The 22,597-nt window shown below is 68.8% G+C and carries 23 protein-coding genes, 2 tRNA genes and 1 pseudogene; 10 read left to right on the top strand and 16 right to left on the bottom strand.

Features of this window, described 5'->3' with window-relative positions; translation table 11 throughout:
• The first annotated feature begins 58 nt into the window (after positions 1 to 58).
• Positions 59 to 676, top strand: coding sequence for a GntR family transcriptional regulator (locus Q1A87_RS07855; RefSeq protein WP_299649333.1), 618 nt, complete (start codon positions 59 to 61; stop codon positions 674 to 676).
• 4 nt (positions 677 to 680) lie between these two features.
• Here the strand turns inward: Q1A87_RS07855 and Q1A87_RS07850 are convergent, their stop codons facing one another.
• Positions 681 to 2,648, bottom strand: coding sequence for a glycosyltransferase family 2 protein (locus Q1A87_RS07850; protein WP_299649330.1), 1,968 nt, complete (start codon positions 2,646 to 2,648; stop codon positions 681 to 683).
• A 116-nt stretch (positions 2,649 to 2,764) separates the two neighbouring features.
• Positions 2,765 to 3,916, bottom strand: a complete 1,152-nt coding sequence (gene carA / locus Q1A87_RS07845) for a glutamine-hydrolyzing carbamoyl-phosphate synthase small subunit (protein ID WP_299649327.1) — start codon at positions 3,914 to 3,916, stop codon at positions 2,765 to 2,767.
• A gap of 185 nt (positions 3,917 to 4,101) precedes the next feature.
• Between carA and Q1A87_RS07840 the strand changes: the two genes are divergently transcribed.
• A complete protein-coding gene (locus Q1A87_RS07840; protein ID WP_299649324.1) occupies positions 4,102 to 4,554 on the top strand; it encodes a GatB/YqeY domain-containing protein in 453 nt (150 codons plus the stop codon).
• Here the strand turns inward: Q1A87_RS07840 and Q1A87_RS07835 are convergent.
• The 5 genes from Q1A87_RS07835 to ccmA are packed head-to-tail and all read right to left on the bottom strand — an operon-like array spanning position 4,551 to position 7,249.
• On the bottom strand, positions 4,551 to 5,072 hold the full coding sequence (locus tag Q1A87_RS07835) for a DsbE family thiol:disulfide interchange protein (RefSeq protein ID WP_299649322.1): 522 nt from the start codon (positions 5,070 to 5,072) through the stop codon (positions 4,551 to 4,553). The two genes, Q1A87_RS07840 and Q1A87_RS07835, sit on opposite strands and share 4 nt — an antisense overlap.
• On the bottom strand, positions 5,069 to 5,206 hold the full coding sequence (gene ccmD / locus Q1A87_RS07830) for a heme exporter protein CcmD (RefSeq protein WP_299649319.1): 138 nt from the start codon (positions 5,204 to 5,206) through the stop codon (positions 5,069 to 5,071). The genes Q1A87_RS07835 and ccmD overlap by 4 nt, the downstream gene beginning before the upstream one ends.
• Positions 5,203 to 5,931 (bottom strand): heme ABC transporter permease CcmC, encoded by a 729-nt coding sequence (ccmC, locus tag Q1A87_RS07825; protein WP_299649316.1) that lies wholly within the window; start codon positions 5,929 to 5,931, stop codon positions 5,203 to 5,205. The genes ccmD and ccmC overlap by 4 nt, the downstream gene beginning before the upstream one ends.
• Positions 5,932 to 5,972: 41 nt before the next feature.
• Complete coding sequence (gene ccmB / locus Q1A87_RS07820) at positions 5,973 to 6,629, bottom strand: heme exporter protein CcmB (RefSeq protein WP_299649313.1); 657 nt, start codon at positions 6,627 to 6,629, stop codon at positions 5,973 to 5,975.
• Positions 6,626 to 7,249, bottom strand: coding sequence for a heme ABC exporter ATP-binding protein CcmA (ccmA, locus tag Q1A87_RS07815; protein ID WP_299649311.1), 624 nt, complete (start codon positions 7,247 to 7,249; stop codon positions 6,626 to 6,628). The genes ccmB and ccmA overlap by 4 nt, the downstream gene beginning before the upstream one ends.
• 153 nt (positions 7,250 to 7,402) lie before the next feature.
• Here ccmA and acnA point away from each other — a divergent pair, with 153 nt between their 5' ends.
• From acnA to Q1A87_RS07790, 5 genes are all read left to right on the top strand, one after another.
• The gene (gene acnA / locus Q1A87_RS07810) at positions 7,403 to 10,177 is read left to right on the top strand and encodes an aconitate hydratase AcnA (RefSeq protein ID WP_299649308.1); all 2,775 of its coding nucleotides are present in this window, start codon (positions 7,403 to 7,405) and stop codon (positions 10,175 to 10,177) included.
• Positions 10,178 to 10,358: 181 nt separating this feature from the next.
• On the top strand, positions 10,359 to 11,039 hold the full coding sequence (locus Q1A87_RS07805; protein ID WP_299649305.1) for a DUF1223 domain-containing protein: 681 nt from the start codon (positions 10,359 to 10,361) through the stop codon (positions 11,037 to 11,039).
• 10 nt (positions 11,040 to 11,049) lie between these two features.
• Positions 11,050 to 11,757, top strand: coding sequence for an HAD family hydrolase (locus tag Q1A87_RS07800; RefSeq protein ID WP_299649302.1), 708 nt, complete (start codon positions 11,050 to 11,052; stop codon positions 11,755 to 11,757).
• Between the two features lie 61 nt (positions 11,758 to 11,818).
• Positions 11,819 to 12,415: a heme NO-binding domain-containing protein gene (locus Q1A87_RS07795; protein ID WP_299649299.1), complete on the top strand. Its 597-nt coding sequence runs from the start codon at positions 11,819 to 11,821 to the stop codon at positions 12,413 to 12,415.
• A 2-nt stretch (positions 12,416 to 12,417) separates the two neighbouring features.
• Entirely contained in the window at positions 12,418 to 13,443 is a 1,026-nt protein-coding gene (locus tag Q1A87_RS07790; protein ID WP_299649296.1) for a GGDEF domain-containing protein, read from the top strand.
• A gap of 88 nt (positions 13,444 to 13,531) precedes the next feature.
• Here Q1A87_RS07790 and Q1A87_RS07785 read toward each other — a convergent pair.
• The 6 genes from Q1A87_RS07785 to efp form a co-directional block, all read right to left on the bottom strand.
• Positions 13,532 to 13,606 (bottom strand) — tRNA-Glu (locus Q1A87_RS07785).
• Positions 13,607 to 13,684: 78 nt separating this feature from the next.
• Complete coding sequence (recJ, locus tag Q1A87_RS07780) at positions 13,685 to 15,430, bottom strand: single-stranded-DNA-specific exonuclease RecJ (protein WP_299649292.1); 1,746 nt, start codon at positions 15,428 to 15,430, stop codon at positions 13,685 to 13,687.
• Position 15,431: 1 nt separating this feature from the next.
• Positions 15,432 to 16,391 (bottom strand): class II fructose-bisphosphatase, encoded by a 960-nt coding sequence (gene glpX / locus Q1A87_RS07775; protein ID WP_299649289.1) that lies wholly within the window; start codon positions 16,389 to 16,391, stop codon positions 15,432 to 15,434.
• 72 nt (positions 16,392 to 16,463) lie between these two features.
• Positions 16,464 to 17,750 carry a homoserine dehydrogenase gene (locus tag Q1A87_RS07770; RefSeq protein ID WP_299649286.1) on the bottom strand — a complete coding sequence of 429 codons (1,287 nt, stop codon included), beginning with the start codon at positions 17,748 to 17,750 and terminating at the stop codon, positions 16,464 to 16,466.
• A 69-nt stretch (positions 17,751 to 17,819) separates the two neighbouring features.
• A complete protein-coding gene (locus Q1A87_RS07765) occupies positions 17,820 to 18,149 on the bottom strand; it encodes a hypothetical protein (protein WP_299649283.1) in 330 nt (109 codons plus the stop codon).
• A gap of 7 nt (positions 18,150 to 18,156) precedes the next feature.
• Positions 18,157 to 18,720: an elongation factor P gene (gene efp / locus Q1A87_RS07760; RefSeq protein ID WP_299649280.1), complete on the bottom strand. Its 564-nt coding sequence runs from the start codon at positions 18,718 to 18,720 to the stop codon at positions 18,157 to 18,159.
• A 331-nt stretch (positions 18,721 to 19,051) separates the two neighbouring features.
• Here efp and Q1A87_RS07755 point away from each other — a divergent pair, with 331 nt between their 5' ends.
• On the top strand, positions 19,052 to 19,381 hold the full coding sequence (locus tag Q1A87_RS07755; protein ID WP_299649277.1) for a DUF6280 family protein: 330 nt from the start codon (positions 19,052 to 19,054) through the stop codon (positions 19,379 to 19,381).
• 33 nt (positions 19,382 to 19,414) lie between these two features.
• On the opposite strand, the gene Q1A87_RS07750 is transcribed toward Q1A87_RS07755, so the two are convergent.
• The 3 genes from Q1A87_RS07750 to Q1A87_RS07740 all read right to left on the bottom strand — a co-directional run bounded on the left by Q1A87_RS07750 (position 19,415) and on the right by Q1A87_RS07740 (position 22,055).
• Complete coding sequence (locus tag Q1A87_RS07750; RefSeq protein ID WP_299649274.1) at positions 19,415 to 19,888, bottom strand: hypothetical protein; 474 nt, start codon at positions 19,886 to 19,888, stop codon at positions 19,415 to 19,417.
• Between the two features lie 98 nt (positions 19,889 to 19,986).
• Positions 19,987 to 21,432, bottom strand: coding sequence for a TolC family outer membrane protein (locus tag Q1A87_RS07745; RefSeq protein ID WP_299649270.1), 1,446 nt, complete (start codon positions 21,430 to 21,432; stop codon positions 19,987 to 19,989).
• Positions 21,432 to 22,055, bottom strand: a complete 624-nt coding sequence (locus Q1A87_RS07740; protein WP_299649267.1) for a protein-L-isoaspartate O-methyltransferase — start codon at positions 22,053 to 22,055, stop codon at positions 21,432 to 21,434. The genes Q1A87_RS07745 and Q1A87_RS07740 overlap by 1 nt, the downstream gene beginning before the upstream one ends.
• Before the next feature lie 169 nt (positions 22,056 to 22,224).
• Between Q1A87_RS07740 and Q1A87_RS07735 the strand changes: the two genes are divergently transcribed.
• Together Q1A87_RS07735 and Q1A87_RS07730 are read left to right on the top strand one after the other, a co-directional pair.
• A tRNA-Cys gene (locus Q1A87_RS07735) sits at positions 22,225 to 22,295 on the top strand.
• A 194-nt stretch (positions 22,296 to 22,489) separates the two neighbouring features.
• Positions 22,490 to 22,597 (top strand): annotated as a pseudogene (locus Q1A87_RS07730) (IS5/IS1182 family transposase); the annotation flags it as partial.

The raw sequence follows: 22,597 nt of genomic DNA, 5'->3' as shown, positions 1-22,597 counted from the left end.
CGCTGTCGCGGCCGCGTCGCTAGCGTCCGGCCCGCGGCACGGCACCGGGAGGGGTGGGATGGATGCGCATGCTCTGATCCTCGACGCGATCGACCGCGGCGCGTTCCGGCCGGGCGACCGTCTGGTGGAGATCGAACTCGCCGAGCGATTCGGCATGTCGCGCACCCCGATCCGCGAGGCGCTGCAGCGGCTGGAGACGCAAGGCGTGCTGCGGCGCGACGGCCGGTCGCTCATCGTCGCGACGCTCAACCACGACCAGATGGCCGAACTCTACGCCGTCCGCACCGAGCTCGAGGCGCTGGCCGCGCGGCTCGCCGCCAAGCACGCCGCCGCGGAGGAGGCGCGGGTGCTGGCGCAGATGGTCGACGAGGACGTCGCGTTCCTCGACGATGCCCGGGCGCTGTCGCGGGCGAACCGGCGCTTCCACCGCCAGATCCATCTGGCGTCGCACAATCGCTACCTGGTCCAGCAACTCGACATGGTACATCGCTCGATGGCGCTGATGGCCACGACCTCGCTCGCCGCACCCGGGCGGGGCGAGGTGGCGCTGGCCGAGCATCACGCGATCGTGGCGGCCATTGCCGCAGGGGACGGGGATCGGGCGGCGGACGCGCTCCGCAGCCATCTGAGCTCCGCGTTCGAGACGCGGCTCCGGGAGGAGGCGCGGGCGTTCTGAGCGGTCAGCCGCCGTGTCCGGCGCGCGGCCGGACCGCGATCGAGCCTGCCGCCACCGTCCGCTCCAGCGCGTAGATCTCCGCCGCCGCGGCGCCGCCGAACGCGCCGTGCTCGGTCTTTTCCCAGTGGAACGGCCGAAGCGCGATCTCGACGAGTGCGCGGATGACGGCCATCGTGGCGAGCGGGAAATACGCCTCCAGCGTCGGGATCCACCATCGGAGGTGCCGGTGGTGGGGCGCGGCGCAGCCGATGCAGGTGACGCTGATCGACAGCAGCGTGGCCGAAATCATCAGGATCGCCATCGCCACGATCCCGTCGCCCGGCAGCCAGTCGAGGATCGGATGGCGCCAGCCGAACATGATCGCGAGCGTCGACCAAAGCGTCGGCATCAGGAGCGCGTTCAGGATCGAGCCGAGGAACAGGAGCTGCAGACCGGCGAAGCGCTTCACGCCGAGATCCCGGATCAGAGCGAACGGGTTCCGCGTATGCACGGCCCAGGTCAGGATGTAGCCCTTCATCCAGCGCGAGCGCTGCTTTACCCATTTGAAGGGCGCCGCGTTGGCCTCTTCCAGCGTGGTCGTGCGGACCAGTTCGGTACGGTAGCCGCGACGGGCGAGCCGGACGCCCAGATCGGCATCCTCGGTGACGTTGTGCGCGTCCCAGCCGCCGACATCCTCGAGCGCGTCGCGCCGGAAGAAGAGCGTCGTGCCCCCGAGCGGCACCACGAGCCCCATCCGCGCGATCCCCGGCAGGACCAGCCGGAACCAGTTCGCGTATTCGATGGTGAAGCAGCGCGACATCCAGTTCCGGTCCGGGTTGTAGTAGTCCAGCATCCCCTGCAGGCAGGCCACGTCCGGCGGCGCCGTCTGGAACCGGCCCGCCACGATCATCAGCTGGTCCGGCGCCGGCGCGTCCTCTGCGTCGTAGATGCCGACGATGGAGCCGCGTGCGAAGTTCAGCGCGTAGTTCATCGCGCGCGGCTTGGTCTGGGGATAGCCGGGCGGCACCTCGATCACGCGCATCCAGATCGGCAGATCGGCGCGGGCGAGGGCGTCGATCGTTTCGGTGTCGGCCTCCTCGACCACAAGACAGATGTCGAGCAACTCGCGCGGGTAGTCGATCCGGGAGAGCCGGGCCGTCAGCTCGCCCACGATGTCCGGTTCGCGGTTGAGCGGCACGAGGATCGAGATGCAGGGCAGCTTGCGCGCGGCGGCCTCCACCGGACGGACCGACACGAAGGGTGTGGTGGCGCGGTGCATCGTGATCGCCGCGGCGACCCGGAGCGCGAGATTGCTCAGCATCACCACGAGGCCGAGCGCGGTCGCGAGGCGCAGGGCCTCGAGCGGCCACTGGATCGTGGCGTAGAGCGTGGCGACCAGCATCAGGGCGAGCACCGCCGCGCCCGGCCGGGCGCGCCAGAGACGACAGCTCATCTCCCGCGGCACGCGGCATTCCGCCGCGCGGGCAAGGGCGGGGCCGTGCACCTCCTGCATGCGCGTGTCGAGGGCCGTGTCGGTCACGACGGCGAAGAGGCACGGACCCATTTCCGACGGGATCGCGGCGCGCAGAACATCGAGGTTTTCCGGGCGGGAGGTCGCGATCAGGGTCTGTCCGCCGACCCGCCCCCAGGGCATGGCCCGGAACTCCAGCGCCACCGCGAGCGGCAGCTTGCGGGCGAGTGTGTCGGCCGAGATCGAGCTTCTGGGGGCGGGACCCGCCCGGCCCATCGAGCGCTGCTCGCCCAGCGCGTCCGCGAGCACGTCTTCCGAGACGAGGCCGCGACGCAGCAGCACGTCGCCCATGCGGGCCGAGAGGCGACGCTGCAGGATCAGGGCGCGCGCAAGGTCCGAGGGCGAGATGGCCCCCTTCTCCATCAGGATCTCGCCCAGCTTGCGCCGTCCTTCGCCGGGGACGCGGCGGTGAACGCGGACAAGCGGTCCAGGTCGGAGCAGGTCGTCGGCGAATCCGCCCATGCCCCCGTCCGGGGGCGCATAGACCGGGTTTTTCGCGGGGCGAGCGGGCATGGCGAGCCTTGCGCAAGGACGCGCCGTGCCTAGCCGTACTCCGGTTAACGAAGCTTTAAATGGCTTCAGCGCGTCAGGGCATGCGCATCCATCGCCGCCGCGAAATCATCGAAGAGGTAGGTGCTGTCCTGCGGGCCGGGGCTGGCCTCAGGGTGGTACTGGACCGAGAAGACCGGCCGGCCGGAGAGGCGGATGCCGCAATTCGAGCCGTCGAAGAGCGAGACATGCGTCTCCTCCACGTCCGCTGGCAGCGTCTGCGTGTCGACGGTGAAGCCGTGGTTCATCGAGGTGATCTCGACCTTGCCGTCGGCGCGGCGCTGCACGGGATGGTTGGCGCCGTGATGGCCATGGTTCATCTTGATCGTCTTCGCGCCGAGCGCCATCGCGAGCATCTGGTGACCGAGGCAGATGCCGAAGACCGGCAGGCCGCTCTCCACCATCTCGCGGATCACCGGCACCGCGTACTCGCCCGTCGCCGCCGGATCGCCCGGTCCGTTCGTCAGGAACAGCCCGTCGGGGTTCAGCGCGCGCACGTCATCCGCCGTCGCCGTCGCGGGCAGGACCGTCACCTCGCTCCCGGTATGGGCGAGGGAGCGGAGGATGTTGCGCTTGGCGCCGTAGTCGATCGCGACAACCCGGTGGCGGGGCGTCCCGACCTGTCCGAAACCCGCGGGCCACGCCCAGCGGGTCTGGTCCCACCGGTAGGATTGCGCGCAGCTGACCTCGCGGGCGAGGTCCATGCCGACGAGTCCCCGAAACGCACGGGCACGGGCGACCAGATCCTCGATGTCGAAGCGGCCTTCAGGGTCATGCGCGAGCGCGACATGCGGCGCACCCTGCTGGCGGATCGCACGGGTCAGGCGGCGGGTGTCCACGCCGCCCATCCCGATCCGGCCGCCGGCGGCGAGCCAGTCTTCCAGGCCCCGCGCGGCGCGCCAGTTCGACGGCTCGGTCGGGTCCCACTTGACGATCATTCCCGCGGCGACCGGATCCTGCGCCTCGTCGTCCTCGGGATTGGTGCCGGTGTTGCCGATATGCGGGAAGGTGAAGGTGACGACCTGCCCGGCATAGCTCGGGTCGGTCATGATCTCCTGGTAGCCGGTCATCGCCGTGTTGAAGCACAGCTCGGCTACCGCGACGCCCGTCGCCCCGAACCCGCGCCCTTTGAAGATTGTCCCGTCGGCGAGGGCGAGGCAGGCGGTGGGAACGAGGGACATCGGAACTCTCCGGGGCTGCTGCGGACGGGCACGCAAACTCGCGGGCTTCTAGAAAGGCGTCGCGGGTGCGTCAACACGCCGTGATGCGGGTGCCCCGCCAACGGCGCGTTTGCGGGGATGATTGCCGGCGCCGATGCGCTGCGCTAGGGGTCCCGGCCTGACCGATGCGATGCGAGGCACGTGCGATGGACATGCGGGAGCGGCTGAACAAGCGGCTGAAGGAAGCGATGCGCGACAGGGACCAGCGTCAAGTCGGCACGCTGCGTCTCATCAACGCCGCTTTGAAGGATCAGGACATCGCGCTGCGCGGCGAGGGCCGCACCGTCGGCGACGCCGAGGCGCTCGCGATCCTCGCCAAGATGGTCAAGCAGCGTCAGGAGAGCGCGCGCGCCTACGAGGAGGCGGGCCGGCTCGAACTCGCCGAGCAGGAGCGCGCGGAAATCGGCATCATCGAGGGCTTCCTGCCCCGCAAACTCTCGGAGGCGGAGGTCGAGGCCGCGGTCGACAAGGCAATCGAGGAAACCGGCGCGACCTCGGTGCGCGACATGGGCAAGGTCATGGGGGCGCTGAAGGGACGCTATGCCGGCCAGATCGACTTCGGCAAGGTCGGTCCGATGGTGAAGGCGCGGCTCGGCTAACGCGCGCGCTCGATTTCGGGCAGGATCGTGTCCTCGATCACCGAGGCGGTGATCGGGCCGACGAAGCGATAGGTCACGATCCCGTCACCGTCCACGATGAAGGTCTCAGGCAGGCCGTAGACACCCCAGTCGATGCCCGTCCGGGCTTCCGTGTCGGCCCCGATGGCAGCGAAGGGGTCGCCCAGTTCGTTCAGGAAGCGGTCGGCCTTCTGCAGGTCGTCCTTGTAGTTTATGCCGTAGACGGGGACGACCTCCGCCAATTCCTCGAGCTGCGGATGTTCCACGCGGCAGGGCACGCACCAGCTCGCCCAGAAGTTCACCAGCTTGACCTCGCCATCCGTCATTACCGCAGGATCGAGCGGTGTCCGCCCGGGCAACTCGGCGACAGTGAACGGCGGGGCCGGCTCGCCTACGCGGGTCGAGGGCAGGACGTCCGGATCCTCGCGGTAGAGGCCCGACAGGAAGAAGCCGCCGAGTCCCGCGAAGACCGCGACGGGCAGGAGCGCGAGCCACCTCATTCTCCGGCCTCCTGCAGGCGGCGGCGCGCGGCGCGGGCTGCCGCGACGGATTGCGCGATCAGACCGCCGACCAGCAGCGCGGTGACGCCGTAGGCCAGCCAGATGTCGGTTGCGTAGGGACCGAAGTCGATCATGCGAGACGTGCCTTCAGGGACAGGCTGTGCAGGCGGCGGCGGCGGATCTCCGTCCGCGTGCGCAGTAAAACGAGCGCGAGGAACAGCAACGTGAACCCCGCGATGGCGAGGACGAGGGGGAGCCAGAAGACGTCGGCGATGTTCTCCTCCGCGTCCAGCGAGAGCGACGCGCCCTGGTGCAGGCCCTGGTTCCAGAATTGCGCGGCGTAGCGCGACAGGACGGCGAAGACCGTGCCGACGAGGCACAGGATCGAGGTGAGATCGGCGGCCGCGTCCTGCGCCTCGATCGCTGACCAGAGCGCGATGTAGCCCAGATAGAACAGTCCGAGAATGAGGAATGCGGTCAGCCGCGGGTCCCACGCCCAGTAGGTGCCCCACATCGGCTTGCCCCAGATCGCCCCGGTCAGAAGTGCCACCACCGTCATCACGAGGCCGATCGGCGCGGCGGCGCGGGCGGCCAGCGCGGAGACGTGGTGGCGTCGGATCAGCCAGATCAGCGAGGCGACCAGCATCATGAACCACGCGTTGATCGCCACGAAGGCGGAGGGGACGTGAATGTAGATGATCTTGACGGAATGCCCCATCCGGAAGTCCTCGGGCGTGAAGAACAGGCCCCAGACGATTCCGGTCGCGCAGAGAAGCGCCGCCGCGCCCGCCACCCAGGGCAGGAGCCGACCGGAGACGGCCATGAAGCGGCGCGGATTGGCATATTCCCAGACGGACATTGCGGTGTCCTATTCAGCGAGGGGCCCGGCGGCAAGCGGGCTCACCGAAGGTTGACGCGGAGTGCGGCGGCGGTCGCGAAGGGCAGGAGCGCGACGCAGCCCAGCGTGATCGCCGCAAGAAGGGCAAGCGGCGTCGCGACCGGCAGGCCCGCGGCGCCGCGTCGCACCACCTCCGCGCCGAAGACGAGAGTGGGGATGTAGAGCGGCAGCACGAGGAGCGACAGGAGAAGGGAGCCGCGCCGGAGCCCCACCGTCAGCGCAGCCCCGAACGTGCCGAGCCAGGAGAGCGCCGGCGTTCCGACGAGAAGCGCGAGGATGAGCCACGGGAGCGCGGAGGCGGAGAGGAATAGCAGCAGCGACAGCGGCCCCGCGGCGAGCGCGAGCGGCAGCCCGGTCGTGATCCAGTGCGCGAGCGCCTTGGTTGTCGCCACGCCCTCGAGCGGCAGCGGAGCCATGGCGAGCAGGTCGAGCGATCCGTCCTCGGCGTCGAGCGCGAAGATTCGGTCGAGCGAGAGCAGACAGGCGAGGAGCGCACCGAGCCAGAGGATGCCGGGCGCGACGGGGGCGAGAAGGTCGGGGCGCGGTCCGACGGCGAGCGGGACGAGCGTGGCGAGGATCAGGAAGAAGGCGAGGCCCAGCCCGAACCCCCCGCCGGCGCGGATCGCGAGCCGCAGGTCGCGGAGGAGAAGCGCGTTCACTCGACGGCCTCGGCAAAGGGATCGCGGAGCGTCGCGTCGGATTTCGCAACGAAGACCGTGACGTCGAGTTCGTCCGCCTCGATGCCGAGGTCGATATGGGTCGCGAGGATCGCGGAACCGCCGGCGTCGAGATGCGCGCGCATCACGCGGGCGAAGCGGTCGACGGCTGCCCGGTCGAGGGAAACGGTCGGCTCGTCGAGAAGCCAGAGCGGCCGGCCGGTGACGAGAAGGCGGGCCAGGCCGGCCCGGCGCTTCTGCCCGGCGGAAAGCTCAGCCGCGAGCCTGCCGTGGAGTGGACCGAGATCGAAGGCCATTGCGGCCTTCTCTATTTCGGCGCGGCCGGTGCCGAAGATCGCGGCCCAGAAGGCGAGGTTCTCGCCGATCGTGAGCTGCGCCTTCAGACCGTCGGCATGTGCGGCATAGGCGGCGCGCTCCGGGTCCGGCATCGTGCCGGCAACGGGCGGCGTCAGCCCGGCGAGAGTTCGCAGCAGCGTGGTCTTCCCAGCCCCGTTCGGGCCACGGAGGGCGAGAGCCCGACCGGGCGGCAAGACGAAGGAGACCCCTTCGAGGACGATTGCCTCGCCCCGGCGGCAGGTCAGGTCGGTGACGGTGACGTCCATGCCCGCCCTCTATCCGCGCCGCGCCGGGATGGGGAGGGGGTCGGATGGCATACCACGGTATACCCTTGAACCCGGGCCGCCTTTCGGGCATTGAGCCGGCAACGACACGCGGCCTGCGCGTGACCCGCCAGCCAACCCATCCGGAGCAAGCCCATGACCGTCCAAGTCGGAACCGATACCGCCAAGACCCGCCGCACGCTCGAAGCGGACGGACAGACGGTCGACTACTATTCCATCGACGCGGCGACCGAGGCGGGGCTGGGCGATTTCAGCAAGTTGCCCGCGGCGCTGAAGGTCGTTCTCGAGAACATGCTGCGCTTCGAGGATGGCGGGCGGACCGTCTCCGTCGACGACGTGAGGGCCTTCGCCGAATGGGCGACGAAGGGTGGACAGAACCCGCGCGAGATCGCCTACCGGCCCGCACGCGTCCTGATGCAGGACTTCACCGGCGTGCCGGCCGTCGTCGACCTGGCCGCGATGCGCGACGGGATCAAGGCGCTCGGCGGTGATGCGCAGAAGATCAATCCGCTCAATCCCGTCGACCTCGTCATCGACCATTCGGTGATGATTGACGAGTTCGGCAACCCGCGTGCGTTCCAGGTGAACGTGGAGCGCGAATACGAGCGCAACATCGAGCGCTACCAGTTCCTGAAATGGGGTCAGACCGCGTTCGACAATTTCCGCGTCGTCCCGCCGGGGACCGGCATCTGCCATCAGGTGAACCTCGAATACCTCGCCCAGACGGTCTGGACCGACGCGGACCAGACCGGCGCGACGATCGCCTATCCGGACACGCTGGTGGGCACCGACAGTCATACCACGATGGTCAACGGCGCCGCGGTCCTCGGCTGGGGCGTGGGCGGGATCGAGGCTGAGGCGGCGATGCTGGGCCAGCCGATCTCCATGCTGATCCCCGAGGTCGTGGGCTTCGAGCTGACCGGCGCGATGGTCGAGGGGACGACGGGCACCGACCTCGTCCTCAAGGTCGTGGAGATGCTGCGCAAGAAGGGCGTCGTCGGCAAGTTCGTGGAGTTCTACGGCAGCGGGCTCGACAACCTGCCGCTCGCCGACCGTGCGACTATCGCCAACATGGCGCCCGAATACGGCGCGACCTGCGGCTTCTTTCCGATCGACGGCGAGACGCTGCGCTATCTGGAGAATACCGGTCGCGCGAAGGATCGCATCGCGCTGGTCGAGGCCTATGCCAAGGCGAACGGATTGTGGCGCGGGGACGATTACGCGCCGGTCTATACCGACACGCTGCATCTAGACATGGGCACCATCGTGCCGGCGATCTCGGGTCCGAAGCGGCCGCAGGACTTCATCGCGCTGACCGAGGCATCGAAAGCGTTCGGTCAGTACGTCAAGGGCATCCGCACCGGCAAGGACGTGAGCCCGCGCGCCGAGGTTCGTTGGGAAGGCGAGGGCGGTGCGCCCGAGCCGGTCGATATTCCCGGCGACGAGGGGCACCACATGCGCGGCTACGTCGATGCGGAAGGCGGCGCCTACCAGATGCACGACGGCTCGATCGTGATTGCCTCCATCACCTCCTGCACGAACACGTCGAACCCCTACGTGATGATCGGCGCGGGTCTCGTCGCGCGGAAGGCCCGCGAGCTGGGTTTGAACCGGAAGCCCTGGGTCAAGACCTCGCTCGCCCCCGGCTCCCAAGTCGTGTCGGCCTATCTCGAGGCGGCGGAGCTGCAGGAGGATCTCGACGCGATCGGGTTCAACCTCGTCGGTTACGGCTGCACGACCTGCATCGGCAATTCCGGCCCGCTGGCGCCGGAAATCTCCCAGACGATCAACGACAACGATCTGATCGCGACGGCCGTCCTGTCGGGCAACCGCAACTTCGAGGGCCGGATCTCGCCCGACGTTCGCGCGAATTACCTGGCCTCGCCGCCGCTCGTCGTGGCCTACGCGCTGGTGGGCGACATGAACGTCGACATCACGACCGCGTCGCTCGGGAAGGGCAAGGACGGGCAGGACGTCTACCTCAAGGACATCTGGCCCTCCGCCAAGGAGGTTGCCGAGCTGGTCGAGCGCACGGTGACGCGCGAGTCGTTCCAGGAAAAATACGCGGACGTCTTCGAGGGCGACGAGAAGTGGCAGTCGGTCGACGTGCCGCAGCAGGAGACCTACGACTGGCCGGCCGCGTCGACCTACGTGCAGAACCCGCCCTACTTCCGGGACATGGACCCGAACCCCGGCGCGATCGAGGATATCGAAGGCGCGCGGGTCCTCGCGATCCTGGGCGACATGATCACAACCGACCATATCTCGCCCGCCGGGTCGTTCAAGGAGACCTCGCCCGCCGGCAAGTACCTGACCGAGCGGCAGGTCGCGCCGCGGGAGTTCAACTCCTACGGCTCTCGGCGCGGCAATCACGAGGTGATGATGCGCGGAACCTTCGCTAATATCCGCATCAGGAACGAGATGCTGGACAATGTCGAAGGCGGCTACACGCTCGGGCCGGACGGGGAACAGACCTCGATCTACGACGCGGCGATGGCGTGGCAGGAGCGCGGCGTGCCGCTCGTCGTGTTTGGCGGCGAGCAGTACGGTGCCGGTTCCTCCCGCGACTGGGCGGCGAAGGGCACCGCGCTTCTGGGCGTGAAGGCCGTGATCGCCGAGAGCTTCGAGCGCATCCATCGCTCCAACCTCGTCGGCATGGGCGTGATCCCGTTCGAGTTCACCGGCGGCGACACCCGTGCGACGCTCGGCCTGACGGGGCAGGAGGAGGTGACGATCACCGGCCTCGCCGACGTGAAGCCGCTGCAGGAGGTCGAGGCGAGGATCAGGATGAACGACGGCACCGACAAGACCGTCACCCTCCGCTGCCGCATCGATACCGAGGTCGAGATCGACTACATCAAGAACGGTGGCGTGCTGCATTACGTGCTGCGGAGCCTCGCTGCAGCCTGACATTCGCTTTCGCTAGTGCTGAACGGTAACGAACGGCCCCTTCGGGGGCCGTTTTCGTGGAACGTCGGGCGGCGGCGTCCTGTGGCTGTCACGCACCTTCGCGATCTTGTGACGGCCCCGTGCATGGCCGGTGCGGCCCGACATCGCTAGACCGGACGGACCACTCGACCGGAGCCTGCCGATGCGCGCCGTCCTTTCCGCCGCCCTGTTCGCCTGCACGACCTTGCCCGCGGCCGCCGATCCGGTCGTCGTCGAGCTCTTCACCTCGCAGGGCTGCTCGGCCTGCCCGCCGGCCGACGAGATGCTGGGCGAGCTCGCGGATCGCGACGACGTCATCGCGCTCTCGCTGCATGTCGATTACTGGGACTGGATCGGCTGGGCCGATACCTTCGCCGAGCCGGCCTATGTCGACCGGCAGCGCGCCTATGCCGCCGTCGCCGGGTCGAGCGTCGTCTACACGCCGCATTTCGTCGTGGGCGGGGTCGACCAGGTCGCGGGTCCATCGGGCATGGCGCTGGCGGAACTGGTGATGAAGCATGCCGACCGGACCGGCGACGTCCTACGCCCGGCATCCGACGGAACCCGCGCCGTGACCGCGGGGCCGAGCGACGCGTCGGGCGTCCTGATCCTCGCGACCTACCGTCCGACCTCGTCCGTCCATATCCTGCGGGGCGAGAATGCCGGTCACGACATGACCTACCACAACATCGTCGAATCCTGGAGCGTCCTGCAGGAATGGGACGGATCGGAGACGACCGTCAGCGTGCCCGAACCCGAGGACGGGCTGGCGCAGGCCGTACTCGCGCAGGAACTTGTCGACGGCAAGCCGGGGCCCATCGTCGGCGCGCTGCGGCTGGATTGATGCCCGAGCGATGATCCGCGCGATCCTGTTCGACAAGGACGGCACACTCACCGATTTCCGCGCGACCTGGGAAGCGTGGATGCCGGAGACGATCTATGCCCTGGCCCGTGCCTCGGGCGCCGATCCGGCGGAAATCGCGGAATCCTATGGCTACGACCTGCAAGGGGGGCGGATCGCGGCGGACGGGCTGTTCGTCACGGCGACGGGCGACACCGTGGCCCGGGCCGTGGGCAAACGCATAGGATGGCCGGCCGACCGGCTCGCCGCGTGGCTTGCGCCGCGACAGGCAGCGGTCGAACAGGTTGCGGTGCCGGGCCTGGCGGACCTTTTGGGACGCCTCAAGCGGGCGGGTCTCGCGCTCGGGGTGCTTACCAATGCCGACGCGGCGGAGGCGCAGGCCCAGCTCTCGCGCTTGCAGCTTGCCCCCCATCTCGACCGCATCATCGGCTGCGACAGCGGCTACGGCGCCAAGCCGGACCCGGCCGGGGCCGCCGCCTTCGCCGACGAACTGGGCCTGAAGCGGGAGACGGTCGTGCTGGTCGGCGACGGACTCACCGACATGGCCGCGGCACGCGGCGCGGGATTGCGCGCCGTCGCCGTCCTGACCGGAACGCTCGATCGAACGCGACTCGCCGAACACGCGGAGGCCGTCCTGCCGGACGTGACGCATTTGCCGCAATGGCTCGCGACACAGGGCGTGCCGATCCCCGAAACGTAACGCGATCTTCAGGATTGGCTGGTTGAAACCGCGATGCATTGGATCCGGATCGGAGGTCGGAATGCACGGTTTGATCTGCAAGACGCTCGAGGAGTTCGTGATCGATCAGCACGGCCCTCAGATCTGGTCACAGATCCGCCGTGACGCCGACGCCCCGTACGGTCGTTTCGAAGCGTTGCGGAACTACGATGCGGCCCTCATGCTCCGGCTCATGGATGCCTCGGGCGAACGCCTGAATCGCCCGATCATGGTCATCTTCGAGGATATCGGCCATTGGATCTGTACCCATCCCCCGCTGGAGCAGGTCCGACGCCTGATCCGGTTCTCGGGCCGGACATTCGTGGATCTCCTCTACTCGCTCGACGAGCTCCACGACCGCGCGCGCATGGCGCTGCCGGGAATCGATCTGCCGCATTTCGAGATCGCCGAGCCGGATCCGGGGATCTTCCACGTGACGTCGCAATGGTCGTTTCCGGGCGCGGGCGCTGTCCTGACCGGAAGCCTGCGCGCGATGGCCGACGATTACGGCGCCCTCGTCCTGATCGACGCCGACCGGTCCCGGCCCAAAGGCGACGGCTGGACCGATCAGGTGACGGTGCAGGTCATCGAACACGCTTTCCACGCGCCGCGCGAATTCACCTTGGGCGGGGTGACCTGAGGATGATCGGCATCGATCCATCCGTCCTCGCCAAGGCAATGCCGATGATGCTCCTCCTCGAGGCGGATGGCAGGGTCAGTCACGCGGGTGCGACGCTCGCGCGGATCGCGCCGATGGGCGCGGATGACGGGATCGCCGACGTGCTGCGATTCGTCTCGCCGAATTTTGCCGCGGATATGGATGCCCTTCGGGACCGGACAGACCGGCGTCTCAAGGTCGAACTCCTGCGCGAGACGCGGATCGGTGCGGACGAGCGCGCGACCCGTTTGCGCTGCATGGCGTTTCCGCTCGCCGAGGGGCGGATACTGCTCAACCTGTCCTTCAGCGCCGATCCGGGGGAGGCCTTGCGCCGCCACCGTCTGACCGCGCAGGACTTCTCGGAAGTCGATCCGACGGTCGACCTGCTGTTCCTGAAGGAAGCCCACGACGTCGTCCTGACCGAGTTCGAACGGCTGAGCGACCGCCTGGAACAGGCACGTCGGACCGCCGAGGAGGAGGCGGCGACGGACAAGCTGACCGGTCTGCGCAACCGCCGGGCGATGGACGTGTATCTCGCGCGCCTAGCGGACAGTCGGAAGCAGCCGTTCGGACTAATGCATCTCGATCTGGACTTCTTCAAGTCGATCAACGATTCGCTGGGCCACGCGGCCGGCGATCACGTGCTGGAGGAAGTTGCCCGCATCCTCCGCGCTGAGGTGCGGCGGGACGACATGGTCGCGCGGACGGGCGGTGACGAGTTCATGCTCGTCTTCGCCGATTGCACCGAGGTCGAGATCATGCGCCGGATCGCGGCCCGCATCATCGGACGTCTGGAAAAGCCGATCGACTGGCAAGGCCATGCCTGCCGCATTTCGGGCAGCATCGGTATCACCATGTCGAACTTCTACGACAAGCTCGATACCAGGCGCCTCGTATCCGATGCCGACAGGGCGCTCTACGAGTCGAAGCGCTGCGGTCGCGCGCGCCATACGGTCGCGGTTCCGACGATCGCCGGGCGCCGCGTGAGCGACGCACCGCGGCCCGTCTGACGGCACGGCAGTTCCCGAGAGAAGTCGCGCCTGTACATGCCCTGGACTCAACTGTGACCGACAGCATCGACAATGCCACAAGGGGAATTGGCAGCCCGTAGGGGAATCGAACCCCTCTTTCCAGGTTGAAAACCTGGCGTCCTAACCGATAGACGAACGGGCCGTGATCCGGCGTGAGGGGTGTTTAGGCGAGGGATCCTGCGGTCGCAAGCGGATTTTAAGGGAAAATCCGGGGCGGGCGTCACGTCTCCGGCCGTGCGACATCCTCAAGGTTGAGCTGCACGGTCTCGCGGCCCTTCCAGCGGTTGAGTTCGAGTCGGCCGGCGACGTGGAGCGGCGCGCCTGCGGCGCGTTCGATCGCCTCGGTCAGGCCACTGGCACCGGCGCGGAACGCGATCGCGTCGAGGCGGAGCGGCCCGCCGTCGGTGAAGGTCACCTTCAGATGCCCGTCGCCGACGGCGCGGGACTGCGCGGCACGCAGGGCGGGGAACGCGAAGCGCGGAGCGGACGCGCTCTGGCCGAACGGCCCGGCGGCCTCGAGCTGGCCGACCAGCTCGCGCGTCGCAGCGCCCGGCATAAGGGTGCCGTCGACGCGCAGGTCCCGCGGGCCCGCCGCGCCCGCGCCCTGTTGGGCCAACAACTCGCCGAGCCGGGCCATCGCGCCCTCGATCCTGCCGGCCTCCACCGTGAGGCCTGCCGCCATGCGGTGGCCGCCGCCCTTCAGGAGCCAGCCCTCCGCCGCCAGACGCTGTATCGAGGCCCCCAGATCCACCCCGGCGACGGAGCGGGCCGAGCCCTGTCCGGTCCCGTCCGCGCGCAGGCCGATCACGACGGCGGGGCGGTTGAGCGCCTCCTTCAGGCGGGAGGCGACGATGCCGACGACGCCTGGATGCCAGCCCTCGCCCGCCGCCCAGACGAGGGGACCGTTCGCCTGCGCCTCGGCCTGCGCCATCGCCGCTTGCGTCACCTGCGCCTCGATCGCGCGGCGCTCGGCGTTGAGCGTGTCGAGCCGCTCGGCCAGCGCGCCGGCCTCGGCATCCGACGTGGTCGAGAGCAGCCGCGCGCCGAGATCCGCGGCGCCGATTCGCCCGCCGGCGTTGATCCGGGGACCGAGCAGGTAGCCCAGATGGTAGGCCGTCGGCGGCCCGTCCATCCGGGCGGCATCGGCGAGCGCCCGCAGGCCCGGCCGGGCGCGGCCGCGCAGGACGAGGAGCCCCTGCCGGACCAGCGCGCGATTGATCCCGAGGAGCGGTGCGACGTCGGCGACGGTCGCCAGCGCCACGAGGTCGAGCATCGCTATCAGGTCGGGCGTCGCGTGCCCCGCCGCGCGACGCTGCCGGTTGGCCTCGACGAGGCAGAGGAAGACGACCGTCGCGGCACAGAGATGCGCGAGCTCGCCGGTTTCGTCCATCCGGTTCGGGTTCACGACGGCGAGGGCAGGGGGCAGCGTCTCGCCCCCCAGATGGTGATCGAGCACGATCACGTCGGCCTGTCCTTCGGCAACGGCAAGGGCGTCGTGGCTCACGGTGCCGCAATCGACGCAGACGATCAGGTCGTGCGCCTGCACGAGCCGGGCGATGGCGGGAGCGTTCGGCCCGTAGCCCTCCTCGATCCGGTCGGGGACGTAGAGCGTCACTTCGCGCCCGAGTGCGCGGAGCCACCAGACGAGGAGCGCCGCGGAGGCCGCGCCGTCGACGTCGTAATCGGCGAAGATGGCGATGCGTTCGCCGCGATCCGCCGCGCCGGAAAGGCGCGCGGCGGCGGGTCCCATGTCGCGCAGCGACAGGGGGTCGGGCAGCAGGTCGCGCAGCTTCGGGTCGAGGAACGCCGCAGCGGTTCCAGTGTCGACGCCGCGACGCGCCAGATGTCGGGCTACGGCGAGGGGCAGGCCCGATTGCGCGATGGCCTCCGCCGCGCGGTCCTCGGCGGCGTCGGGCCCGACCCAGCGTCGCCCCGTGGCCGAGGCGGTGACGCCGAGCCAGCCCATCTCAGGTCGGGTTGCGATAGACCATGCGGCGGACGGACCCGGTCTTGGACCGCATCAGGATGGTCTCCGCCGTCAGGTAGCCGACTTCGCGCTTGATGCCCGAGAGGATCGAGCCGTCCGTGACGCCCGTCGCGGCGAAGATCACGTCGTCGGTCACGAGATCGTCGCGCGTGTAGACGCGGTCGAGATTGGTGATTCCGGCCTTTGTCGCGCGCCCCCGCTCGTCATCGTTACGGAAGGTCAGACGGCCGTACATCTGCCCACCCATGCATTTGAGCGCCGCGGCGGCCAGCACGCCCTCCGGCGCCCCGCCCGAGCCCATGTACATGTCGATGCCGGTCGTCGCGGCCTCCGCGCAGTGGATGATGCCGGCCACGTCGCCGTCGGTGATGAGGCGGACCGCGGCGCCGGTGCCGCGGATTTCGGCCAGCATCTCCTCGTGGCGCGGCCGCTCCAGCACACAGACGGTGATGTCCTGCGTGGAGCAGCCCTTGGCGGCGGCCAGCGCGTTCACGCGCTCCGCCGGCGACATGTCCATCGTGACGACGCCGTTGCGGTAGCCGGGGCCGATGGCGAGCTTGTCCATGTAGACGTCCGGCGCGTGCAGCATCGAGCCGCGCGGCCCCATCGCGATCACCGTCAGCGCGTTCGGCATGTCCTTGGCGGTCAGCGTCGTGCCCTCGAGCGGATCGAGCGCGATGTCGACCTCCGGGCCGTTTCCGGTGCCGACCTCCTCGCCGATATAGAGCATCGGCGCCTCGTCGCGCTCGCCCTCGCCGATCACCACCGTTCCCGCGATGTCGAGCAGGTTGAGCTGATCCCGCATCGCGTTGACCGCGGCCTGGTCCGCGGCCTTCTCGTCGCCCCGGCCGATCAGGCGGGCTGAGGCGAGGGCGGCGGCCTCGGAGACCCGTGCGAGCCCGAGGGACAGCATCCGGTCGTTGAAGTCGATCTTGGGCATCGGGGGTCCTCGCGAGATGGCGTTGCCGGTGGCTTAGGCGGCAGGGCGCAGCTAATCAAGCCGCCCGTCCCGTCAGGGCGTCTGGATCTGCAGCGCGACCGGTTCGCCCCGGACGACATCCGTGCCCTTCACATCCTCCAGCGCGGCGGCGAGATCGGCGGGCGCGCAGGGATGGGTGACGATGAGAACCGGCGCGTCGTCGCCCGGGTGATCGTATTGCCGCATCCGGTCGATCGAGATGCCGGCCCGTCCGAGCGCCGTGGCCACGCGCGCCAGAGCGCCGGGCTCGTCGCGGAGCACCATCCGCAGGTAATGCGCGCAGCCCGTGGCGGCGGACGCACGGGCGGCTTTCGCGAGTGTCGTCGCGGGCTGGCCGAAGGTGGGCCTGTCGAGCCCCCGCGTGACGTCGCAGATGTCGCCCAGCACGGCGGAGGCGGTCGGGCCCTCGCCGGCGCCGGCGCCGCGCAGGACGATCTGGCCCACGGCATCCCCCTCGATCACCACCATGTTCGTGCCGCCCTCGAGCTGTCCCAGCGGGCTGTCGGCGGGCACCAGTGTCGGGCGCATCGACTGCTCGATCCCCTCCGGCGTCGCCCGCGCCTCGCCCAGCAGCTTGATGCGGTAGCCCATGTCGCGGGCGCGGTGGATGTCATCGATGGAGACGCGCTCGATCCCCTGGATCCGGACGCCGGCGAAGTCCACCCGCGTCCCGAAGGCGATGGCCGAGAGGATGGCGAGCTTGTGCGATGCATCGATCCCGCCCACGTCGAGCGTCGGGTCGGCCTCGAGATAGCCCAGCGCGCGCGCCTCCTCGAACACTTCGTCGTATGGCAGGCCCGCAGCTTCCATCCGCGTCAGGATGTAGTTGCAGGTGCCGTTCATCACGCCGGAGACCCGGGTGATCCGGTTGCCTGCCAACCCTTCGGTCAGCGCCTTGATGCAGGGGATACCGCCCGCGACCGCCGCCTCGAAGCGCAGCGGCGCGCCGTTCGCCTCCGCGAGTTCGGCCAGCGCCTGGCCGTGGATCGCCAGCATTGCCTTGTTGGCCGTCACCACGGGCTTGCCCGCTGCCAGCGCGGCCTCGGTCGCGGCCTTGGCCGGGCCGTCCGCGCCGCCCATCAGTTCGACGAAGAGATCGACGTCGTCGCGCCGGGCAAGGGCGACCGGATCGTCCTCCCAGGCATAGCCCGACAGGTCGACACCGCGCGCGCGGTCGCGGGTCCGGGCGGAGACGCCCGTGATCGCGATCGTCCGGCCGGTGCGCGCGGCGAGCAGGTCGGCATTGCCCTCGACCATTCGCACCACGCCCACGCCGACGGTGCCGAGCCCTGCGATGCCGAGGCGGAGAGGTGTGGTCATCTGCGGTGTCTCCGGGCTGCAATCTGGTCCGCGCCCGGTTAGCCGGTGACGGTCAGGGGCGCAACGCCGTCAGATCTCCGCCGCCCGAAGCGCCTCGGCCCGGTCCCGCAGGCGACGCGCGCGAACGTCGAGATCGTCAGTGCGGGGCACGGCGATCGTCGCGCGCCCGAGCGCCGCGCCGCGCGCCAAGAGGATTCCCTGCTCCGACCCGGCGCGCGAAGGATTGCGGCCCTCCGCAAGAAGGGGGTCGAGCGGCATGAGGACCGGGTTCGCCCGCAATCGCGCGTCCGTCGAGATCGTGTCCTCGACAGGGGGCAGCTCGGCACAGGCGGCGAGCAGGGCGAAGGGGATCAGACGCCACATGGCGCAGAGACTAGGCGCGGCGATCGGGCCCGGCAAGCGCGGCTCAGGCGCGCTCGGAATATTCCATCGTCTCGGTGTTGACGACGATGTCCTCGTCCTGGCCGACGAAGGGCGGCACCATCACGCGGACGCCGTTGTCGAGCAGCGCCGGCTTGAAGCTGTTCGCGGCGGTCTGGCCCTTCACGACCGGTTCCGTCTCGACGATCTTGCAGACCACCTTCTGCGGAAGCGTCGCGTTCAGCGCCTCATCGTCGTAATACTCGACCTGCACCATCATCCCATCCTGCAGGAACGGCCGCCGCTCACCCAGGATTTCCGCGTCGAGCTCGACCTGGTCGTAGCTGACGGTGTCCATGAAGACGAGACGGCCGTCAGTCTCGTAAAGGAACTGCTGGTCCTTCTGTTCGAGCCGGACGCGTTCCACCTTGTCGGCGGAGCGGAAGCGTTCGTTGAGCTTGGAGCCGTTGCGCAGGTTCCGCAGCTCCACCTGCGCGAAGGCGCCGCCCTTGCCGGGCTTCACGTGGTCGACCTTCACCGCCGACCAGAGATGGCCGTCGTGCTCCAGCACGTTGCCAGGGCGGATTTCGTTGCCGTTGATCTTGGGCATTGCGCGAGGTCTCCGAAGGCGTGTGTCCGCTGCGCTCTACGCATTGCCGTCGGTTCGGGCAAGCGTACAGAACGCCGTCGATCGGTGACAAAACGGCTCCGATCCGGGAACCGGGATTGTGTCAACAAGTTGACGCATGGTTGAAACAAACGAGGCAAGGGCCAGATGTTGTCGTGTCGCAGCGGGCCCGACCACCGAACCTTGTATCCTGAACAACGCGAGATGCGGCATTGGCATATGGGGTATTCCAGAATCGCATAGCACGGATCGGGGTTCCACGTGCTAGGTCGCTGAACCTGAGAAGAAGCAAGAGCAATAAGGAGAGAGCGGTATGACGGATTTCGTCGACGCAACTGCGTTCAATTTCGAACAGGGGCAGCGTGCGCGCAAGCTGTTTGCCGCCGTTGTTCTGGCCGCGCTGGACGACGCCATCTCCGACGACAAGAAATTCGGCAACGGACCCGATCAGATCGCCCGCTGGGCGCGGTCCCGCGACGGGCGGGAAGTTCTTTCCTGCGCCGGGATCGATCCGAACGAGCGTGTCGTCGCCGGACTCATGGAATTCGTCAGTCGCGGGGTCCGCACCTCCGTCGCGCTATCGCGCGAGGAGAGCGAGCGTCGCCACGCGGCTGAACTGGCGGAGGCGGCCGAGGCCGCTTGATCGTCGAACCTGCCGCGCAAGACCGCGCCGGACCTACCGGCGCGGTTTTTCGTTTCCGGTTTGGGGTCCACCGGCATCGGTTCCGGCCATGGCGCGCGCGATCTCACGGCGGACGAGCTTGCGGACATTGCGGGTGATACGCTCGCCGAGTTCACCGGCGAGTTCCTGCCGCACGATCTCCGTCACGAGATTGCGCAGATCCGGGTCCTCGGTCGGTTCCTCCGACAGGTCCGCGAGCGAACTCGACGTCGCGGGCGCCGCGGGCAGGGGCCCGCCATCTTCGAAATCAGCGTCTTCGGCATAGTCCTCGGGAAGTTCCGCGCGTGCCCAGTCCCCGGACGCCGCGACGGATTCGTCCTCGTTGCGTACGCGTTGCTCCGCCGCCAGCAGGAGCGTGGGCCCGTCCCCCTGCCTTACGGGATCGGTGCTCGTCTCTCGCGCGGTCTCCTGCGCAAGCAGGTTCCGCACCGATGCGACGAGGTCGTCGCTGCTCTCCCGCGTCGCCATGGTGCTCTCCGATCGCTCCCTTAGCGGCGGGCTGTCGCGCGCCGCCGCATCGTGACCCGTATCTCTGTCCGCCGCGGCGAAGGTGCCACCCGTCCGGGTCAGTTGCGGTTGAACCGCCGCAGGACGCTGTCAAGCCGGCCGCCGCGTTCGGACGGGCGCAGCGTCGTGTCCTGCGGGGCAGTCGCCGCCGCGCTGTAATAGATCGACGGGTCGTAGCGCTCCACCGACAGGCCTAGATGCTCCGTCGTCAGCAGGCCGATCGATGCGAGCACTTGATAGACCGCGAGTTGCGCATCCGATTGCGCCGTGAGCAGGTCGGTACGCGCCACGAGCAGATCGTTCTCTGCGTCGAGCACGTCGAGCGTGGTGCGAACGCCCAGCGTCGCCTCCTCGCGCAGGCCCTCGAAAGCCAGTTCCGACGCGCGCACGCCTTCCTGCGTCGCGGTGATCTGCGCGCGGGCCACTTCCAGCCCGGCATAGGCCCGACCGACGCCTTCGACGATCTGGCGGCTGGTGTTGCCCAGATCGCCGCGCGCGGCCTGCGCCCGCGCGATGGCCTGACGTTGCAGGGCAGGCAACTGACCGCCGGTATAGACGGGCATGGTTCCGCGCAGGCTGAGGTTCAGCGAGTCGGTATCCGGCGATTGCCGTCCGGCATTGGCCTGGAGCGATACCGTCGGAAGCCGATCAGCCGCCCGTGCCTCCGCCAGAATGGTCAGCGCGGTGATGTCGTGCTGCGCGGCGGCAACCAGCGGGTGGATCTGCAACGCAAGCTGCTGCGCGCGCTCGACGCTCGGCGGCAGGGCCGGGGGCGGGGGCGGGTCGGCCAGCGTGCTGCCGGGCAGGGTGCCGGTGGCCAGACGATATGTCTCGCGCGCGATATCCACCTGTCCCCGCGCCGCGGCGAGTGCCGAGCGGGCAGCGGCCAGGCGCGACTGCGCGATCGCCACGTCGGTCCGGGTGACCTCGCCGACCTCGAACCTGTCCTGCGTCGCGCTGAGCTGCTGGTCGATCAGGCGCACGTTGGTCTGCCGCACGTCGACCAGGCGGACCGCCAGTCGCAGGTTCAGATAGGCCGACACGGCATCGAGCAGGACCTGTTGTTCGACCTGCGTCAGGTTGAACCGTGCGCCGATTACCGCTTCCTTCGCGGCACCGATGCGCAGGTGACGCTGTCCGCCGTCTGCCAGCACGTAGTCGAGCACGAGCGAGAGAGCGCCGATCGTGGTCGTCTCCCGCCCGCCGACATTGATCGAGGTCTGTACCCCGTCGAGCGGGTTGGTCTGCCGAACCCGCTGACGGTCGGTGAAGGTCACGGTCTTGCCGTAGCTCGACTGGAAGCTCACGGTGGGGCGCAGCGCGGCGACGGCGACGGCAACGTCCTCGTCCGTGGCGCGAAGCAGATAGCGCTGCTGCTCGAGGAGCGGCGAGGTGCGGTAGGCCTGGATGAGCGTGTCGCTGAGCGTCTCGGCGGCCAGTGGGATTGCCGTGACTAGGGCGAGACCGGTGCCGAGCGCGAGGCGGCGAAACAGACGGCCCGCCATCAGAACGCGAAACCGCGTTCGGCGGCGAAGCCCGGGAGGACCGGGGCGCCCGCGTTGAAGGCGAAACGCCATCCGATATGTTCGTCCATCATCCGTCCTACCCTCACTTCGCCCAGCGTGCCGCTCTGGAAGGCGGCCACGATGCGTCCACCCTCGCGCAGTTGCGCGGTGATCGCCTCCGGTATCCGCTCGACCCCGCCCTCGACCAGGATGACGTCGAACGGCCCGGCCTTGACGGACCCCTCCGCCGGGTCGCCCTGCAGGACGACGGCGTTGTGCGCTTCGATCGCGGCGAGCGCAGCCTCGGCCTCCGCGACCATCGCCGCATCCGCCTCGATCATCACCACCGAATCCGCCATCCGCGATAGGATCGCAGCCGAATATCCGTAATTGCCCCCGAGGATCAGCACGTCGTCCTCGAGTCTCACGTCGAGCGCGTCGAGCATCTTGGCCAAGACCCGCGCGTCGGGCATCTCGCGCCCGTCGCCCAGCGGCAGCGGCGCATCCATATAGGCTACCTCCCGCGCGCTGCTCGGCACGAACGCCTCCCGCGGCACGTCGAGCATGGCCGAAATGATCGGAAACTTCGTGACGTCGGAGGGGCGGACCTGTGTGTCCACCATCATCGTCCGGAGAGCCTGTGATGCCGCCATCGTCGCCTGCACCCGTCGTGCTGTTCTGCCTAGGGCCAAAAAGCATGTCCGCTCCCGTGCCGCAACGCGAAACCCCGCGCGCGTCCTGCGACCGCTTGCGAGTGTTGCCCGCAGGCTCTAGAGCGTGCCCATCCCCGGCGGCGAGTTGGCGGAGTGGTTACGCAGCGGATTGCAAATCCGTGCACACCGGTTCGATTCCGGTACTCGCCTCAATACCTTACCGGATCCTGTACTCTGTTGCCTCAACTCAGGCCTCAACGTTTTTGCAGGTTTTCGGCTTCACCGACTTGAAAATGTGCAGTTTATCTTGCTGCTTTTGAAGTGCGAAGTGTGCATCTGGACGGCGTTGTTGCGCAAAGATGCGAGGGATTCAGGTGATTAATCCTGACGGTTAGATCAGGCGCATGCCGAATTCTTCTCCGAGCCGCTACCGCGCGACGAATTGGTCAGCCTACGACGCCTCACTGCGGAAGCGGGGCTCGCTGTCGATCTGGTTCGATCCCGACATGGCC

This window comes from uncultured Jannaschia sp., assembly GCF_947494055.1.
Lineage (GTDB): Bacteria > Pseudomonadota > Alphaproteobacteria > Rhodobacterales > Rhodobacteraceae > Jannaschia.
Note: the sequence above shows the minus strand (reverse complement) of the source record. Positions and strands in the feature narration are given on the sequence as shown.

Coding starts and splice junctions, on each gene's coding strand:
- Q1A87_RS07805 (WP_299649305.1), top strand. CDS start 10,359: ATGCGCGCCGTCCTTTCCGCCGCCCTGTTCGCCTGCACGACCTTGCCC.
- Q1A87_RS07770 (WP_299649286.1), bottom strand. CDS start 17,750: ATGACCACACCTCTCCGCCTCGGCATCGCAGGGCTCGGCACCGTCGGC.
- Q1A87_RS07835 (WP_299649322.1), bottom strand. CDS start 5,072: ATGAGGTGGCTCGCGCTCCTGCCCGTCGCGGTCTTCGCGGGACTCGGC.
- ccmD (WP_299649319.1), bottom strand. CDS start 5,206: ATGATCGACTTCGGTCCCTACGCAACCGACATCTGGCTGGCCTACGGC.
- Q1A87_RS07790 (WP_299649296.1), top strand. CDS start 12,418: ATGATCGGCATCGATCCATCCGTCCTCGCCAAGGCAATGCCGATGATG.
- acnA (WP_299649308.1), top strand. CDS start 7,403: ATGACCGTCCAAGTCGGAACCGATACCGCCAAGACCCGCCGCACGCTC.
- carA (WP_299649327.1), bottom strand. CDS start 3,916: ATGTCCCTCGTTCCCACCGCCTGCCTCGCCCTCGCCGACGGGACAATC.
- Q1A87_RS07800 (WP_299649302.1), top strand. CDS start 11,050: ATGATCCGCGCGATCCTGTTCGACAAGGACGGCACACTCACCGATTTC.
- Q1A87_RS07745 (WP_299649270.1), bottom strand. CDS start 21,432: ATGGCGGGCCGTCTGTTTCGCCGCCTCGCGCTCGGCACCGGTCTCGCC.
- efp (WP_299649280.1), bottom strand. CDS start 18,720: ATGCCCAAGATCAACGGCAACGAAATCCGCCCTGGCAACGTGCTGGAG.
- Q1A87_RS07840 (WP_299649324.1), top strand. CDS start 4,102: ATGGACATGCGGGAGCGGCTGAACAAGCGGCTGAAGGAAGCGATGCGC.
- Q1A87_RS07755 (WP_299649277.1), top strand. CDS start 19,052: ATGACGGATTTCGTCGACGCAACTGCGTTCAATTTCGAACAGGGGCAG.
- Q1A87_RS07740 (WP_299649267.1), bottom strand. CDS start 22,055: ATGGTGGACACACAGGTCCGCCCCTCCGACGTCACGAAGTTTCCGATC.
- recJ (WP_299649292.1), bottom strand. CDS start 15,430: ATGGGCTGGCTCGGCGTCACCGCCTCGGCCACGGGGCGACGCTGGGTC.
- glpX (WP_299649289.1), bottom strand. CDS start 16,391: ATGCCCAAGATCGACTTCAACGACCGGATGCTGTCCCTCGGGCTCGCA.
- Q1A87_RS07850 (WP_299649330.1), bottom strand. CDS start 2,648: ATGGGCGGATTCGCCGACGACCTGCTCCGACCTGGACCGCTTGTCCGC.
- Q1A87_RS07855 (WP_299649333.1), top strand. CDS start 59: ATGGATGCGCATGCTCTGATCCTCGACGCGATCGACCGCGGCGCGTTC.
- Q1A87_RS07750 (WP_299649274.1), bottom strand. CDS start 19,888: ATGGCGACGCGGGAGAGCAGCGACGACCTCGTCGCATCGGTGCGGAAC.
- ccmC (WP_299649316.1), bottom strand. CDS start 5,931: ATGTCCGTCTGGGAATATGCCAATCCGCGCCGCTTCATGGCCGTCTCC.
- Q1A87_RS07795 (WP_299649299.1), top strand. CDS start 11,819: ATGCACGGTTTGATCTGCAAGACGCTCGAGGAGTTCGTGATCGATCAG.
- ccmA (WP_299649311.1), bottom strand. CDS start 7,249: ATGGACGTCACCGTCACCGACCTGACCTGCCGCCGGGGCGAGGCAATC.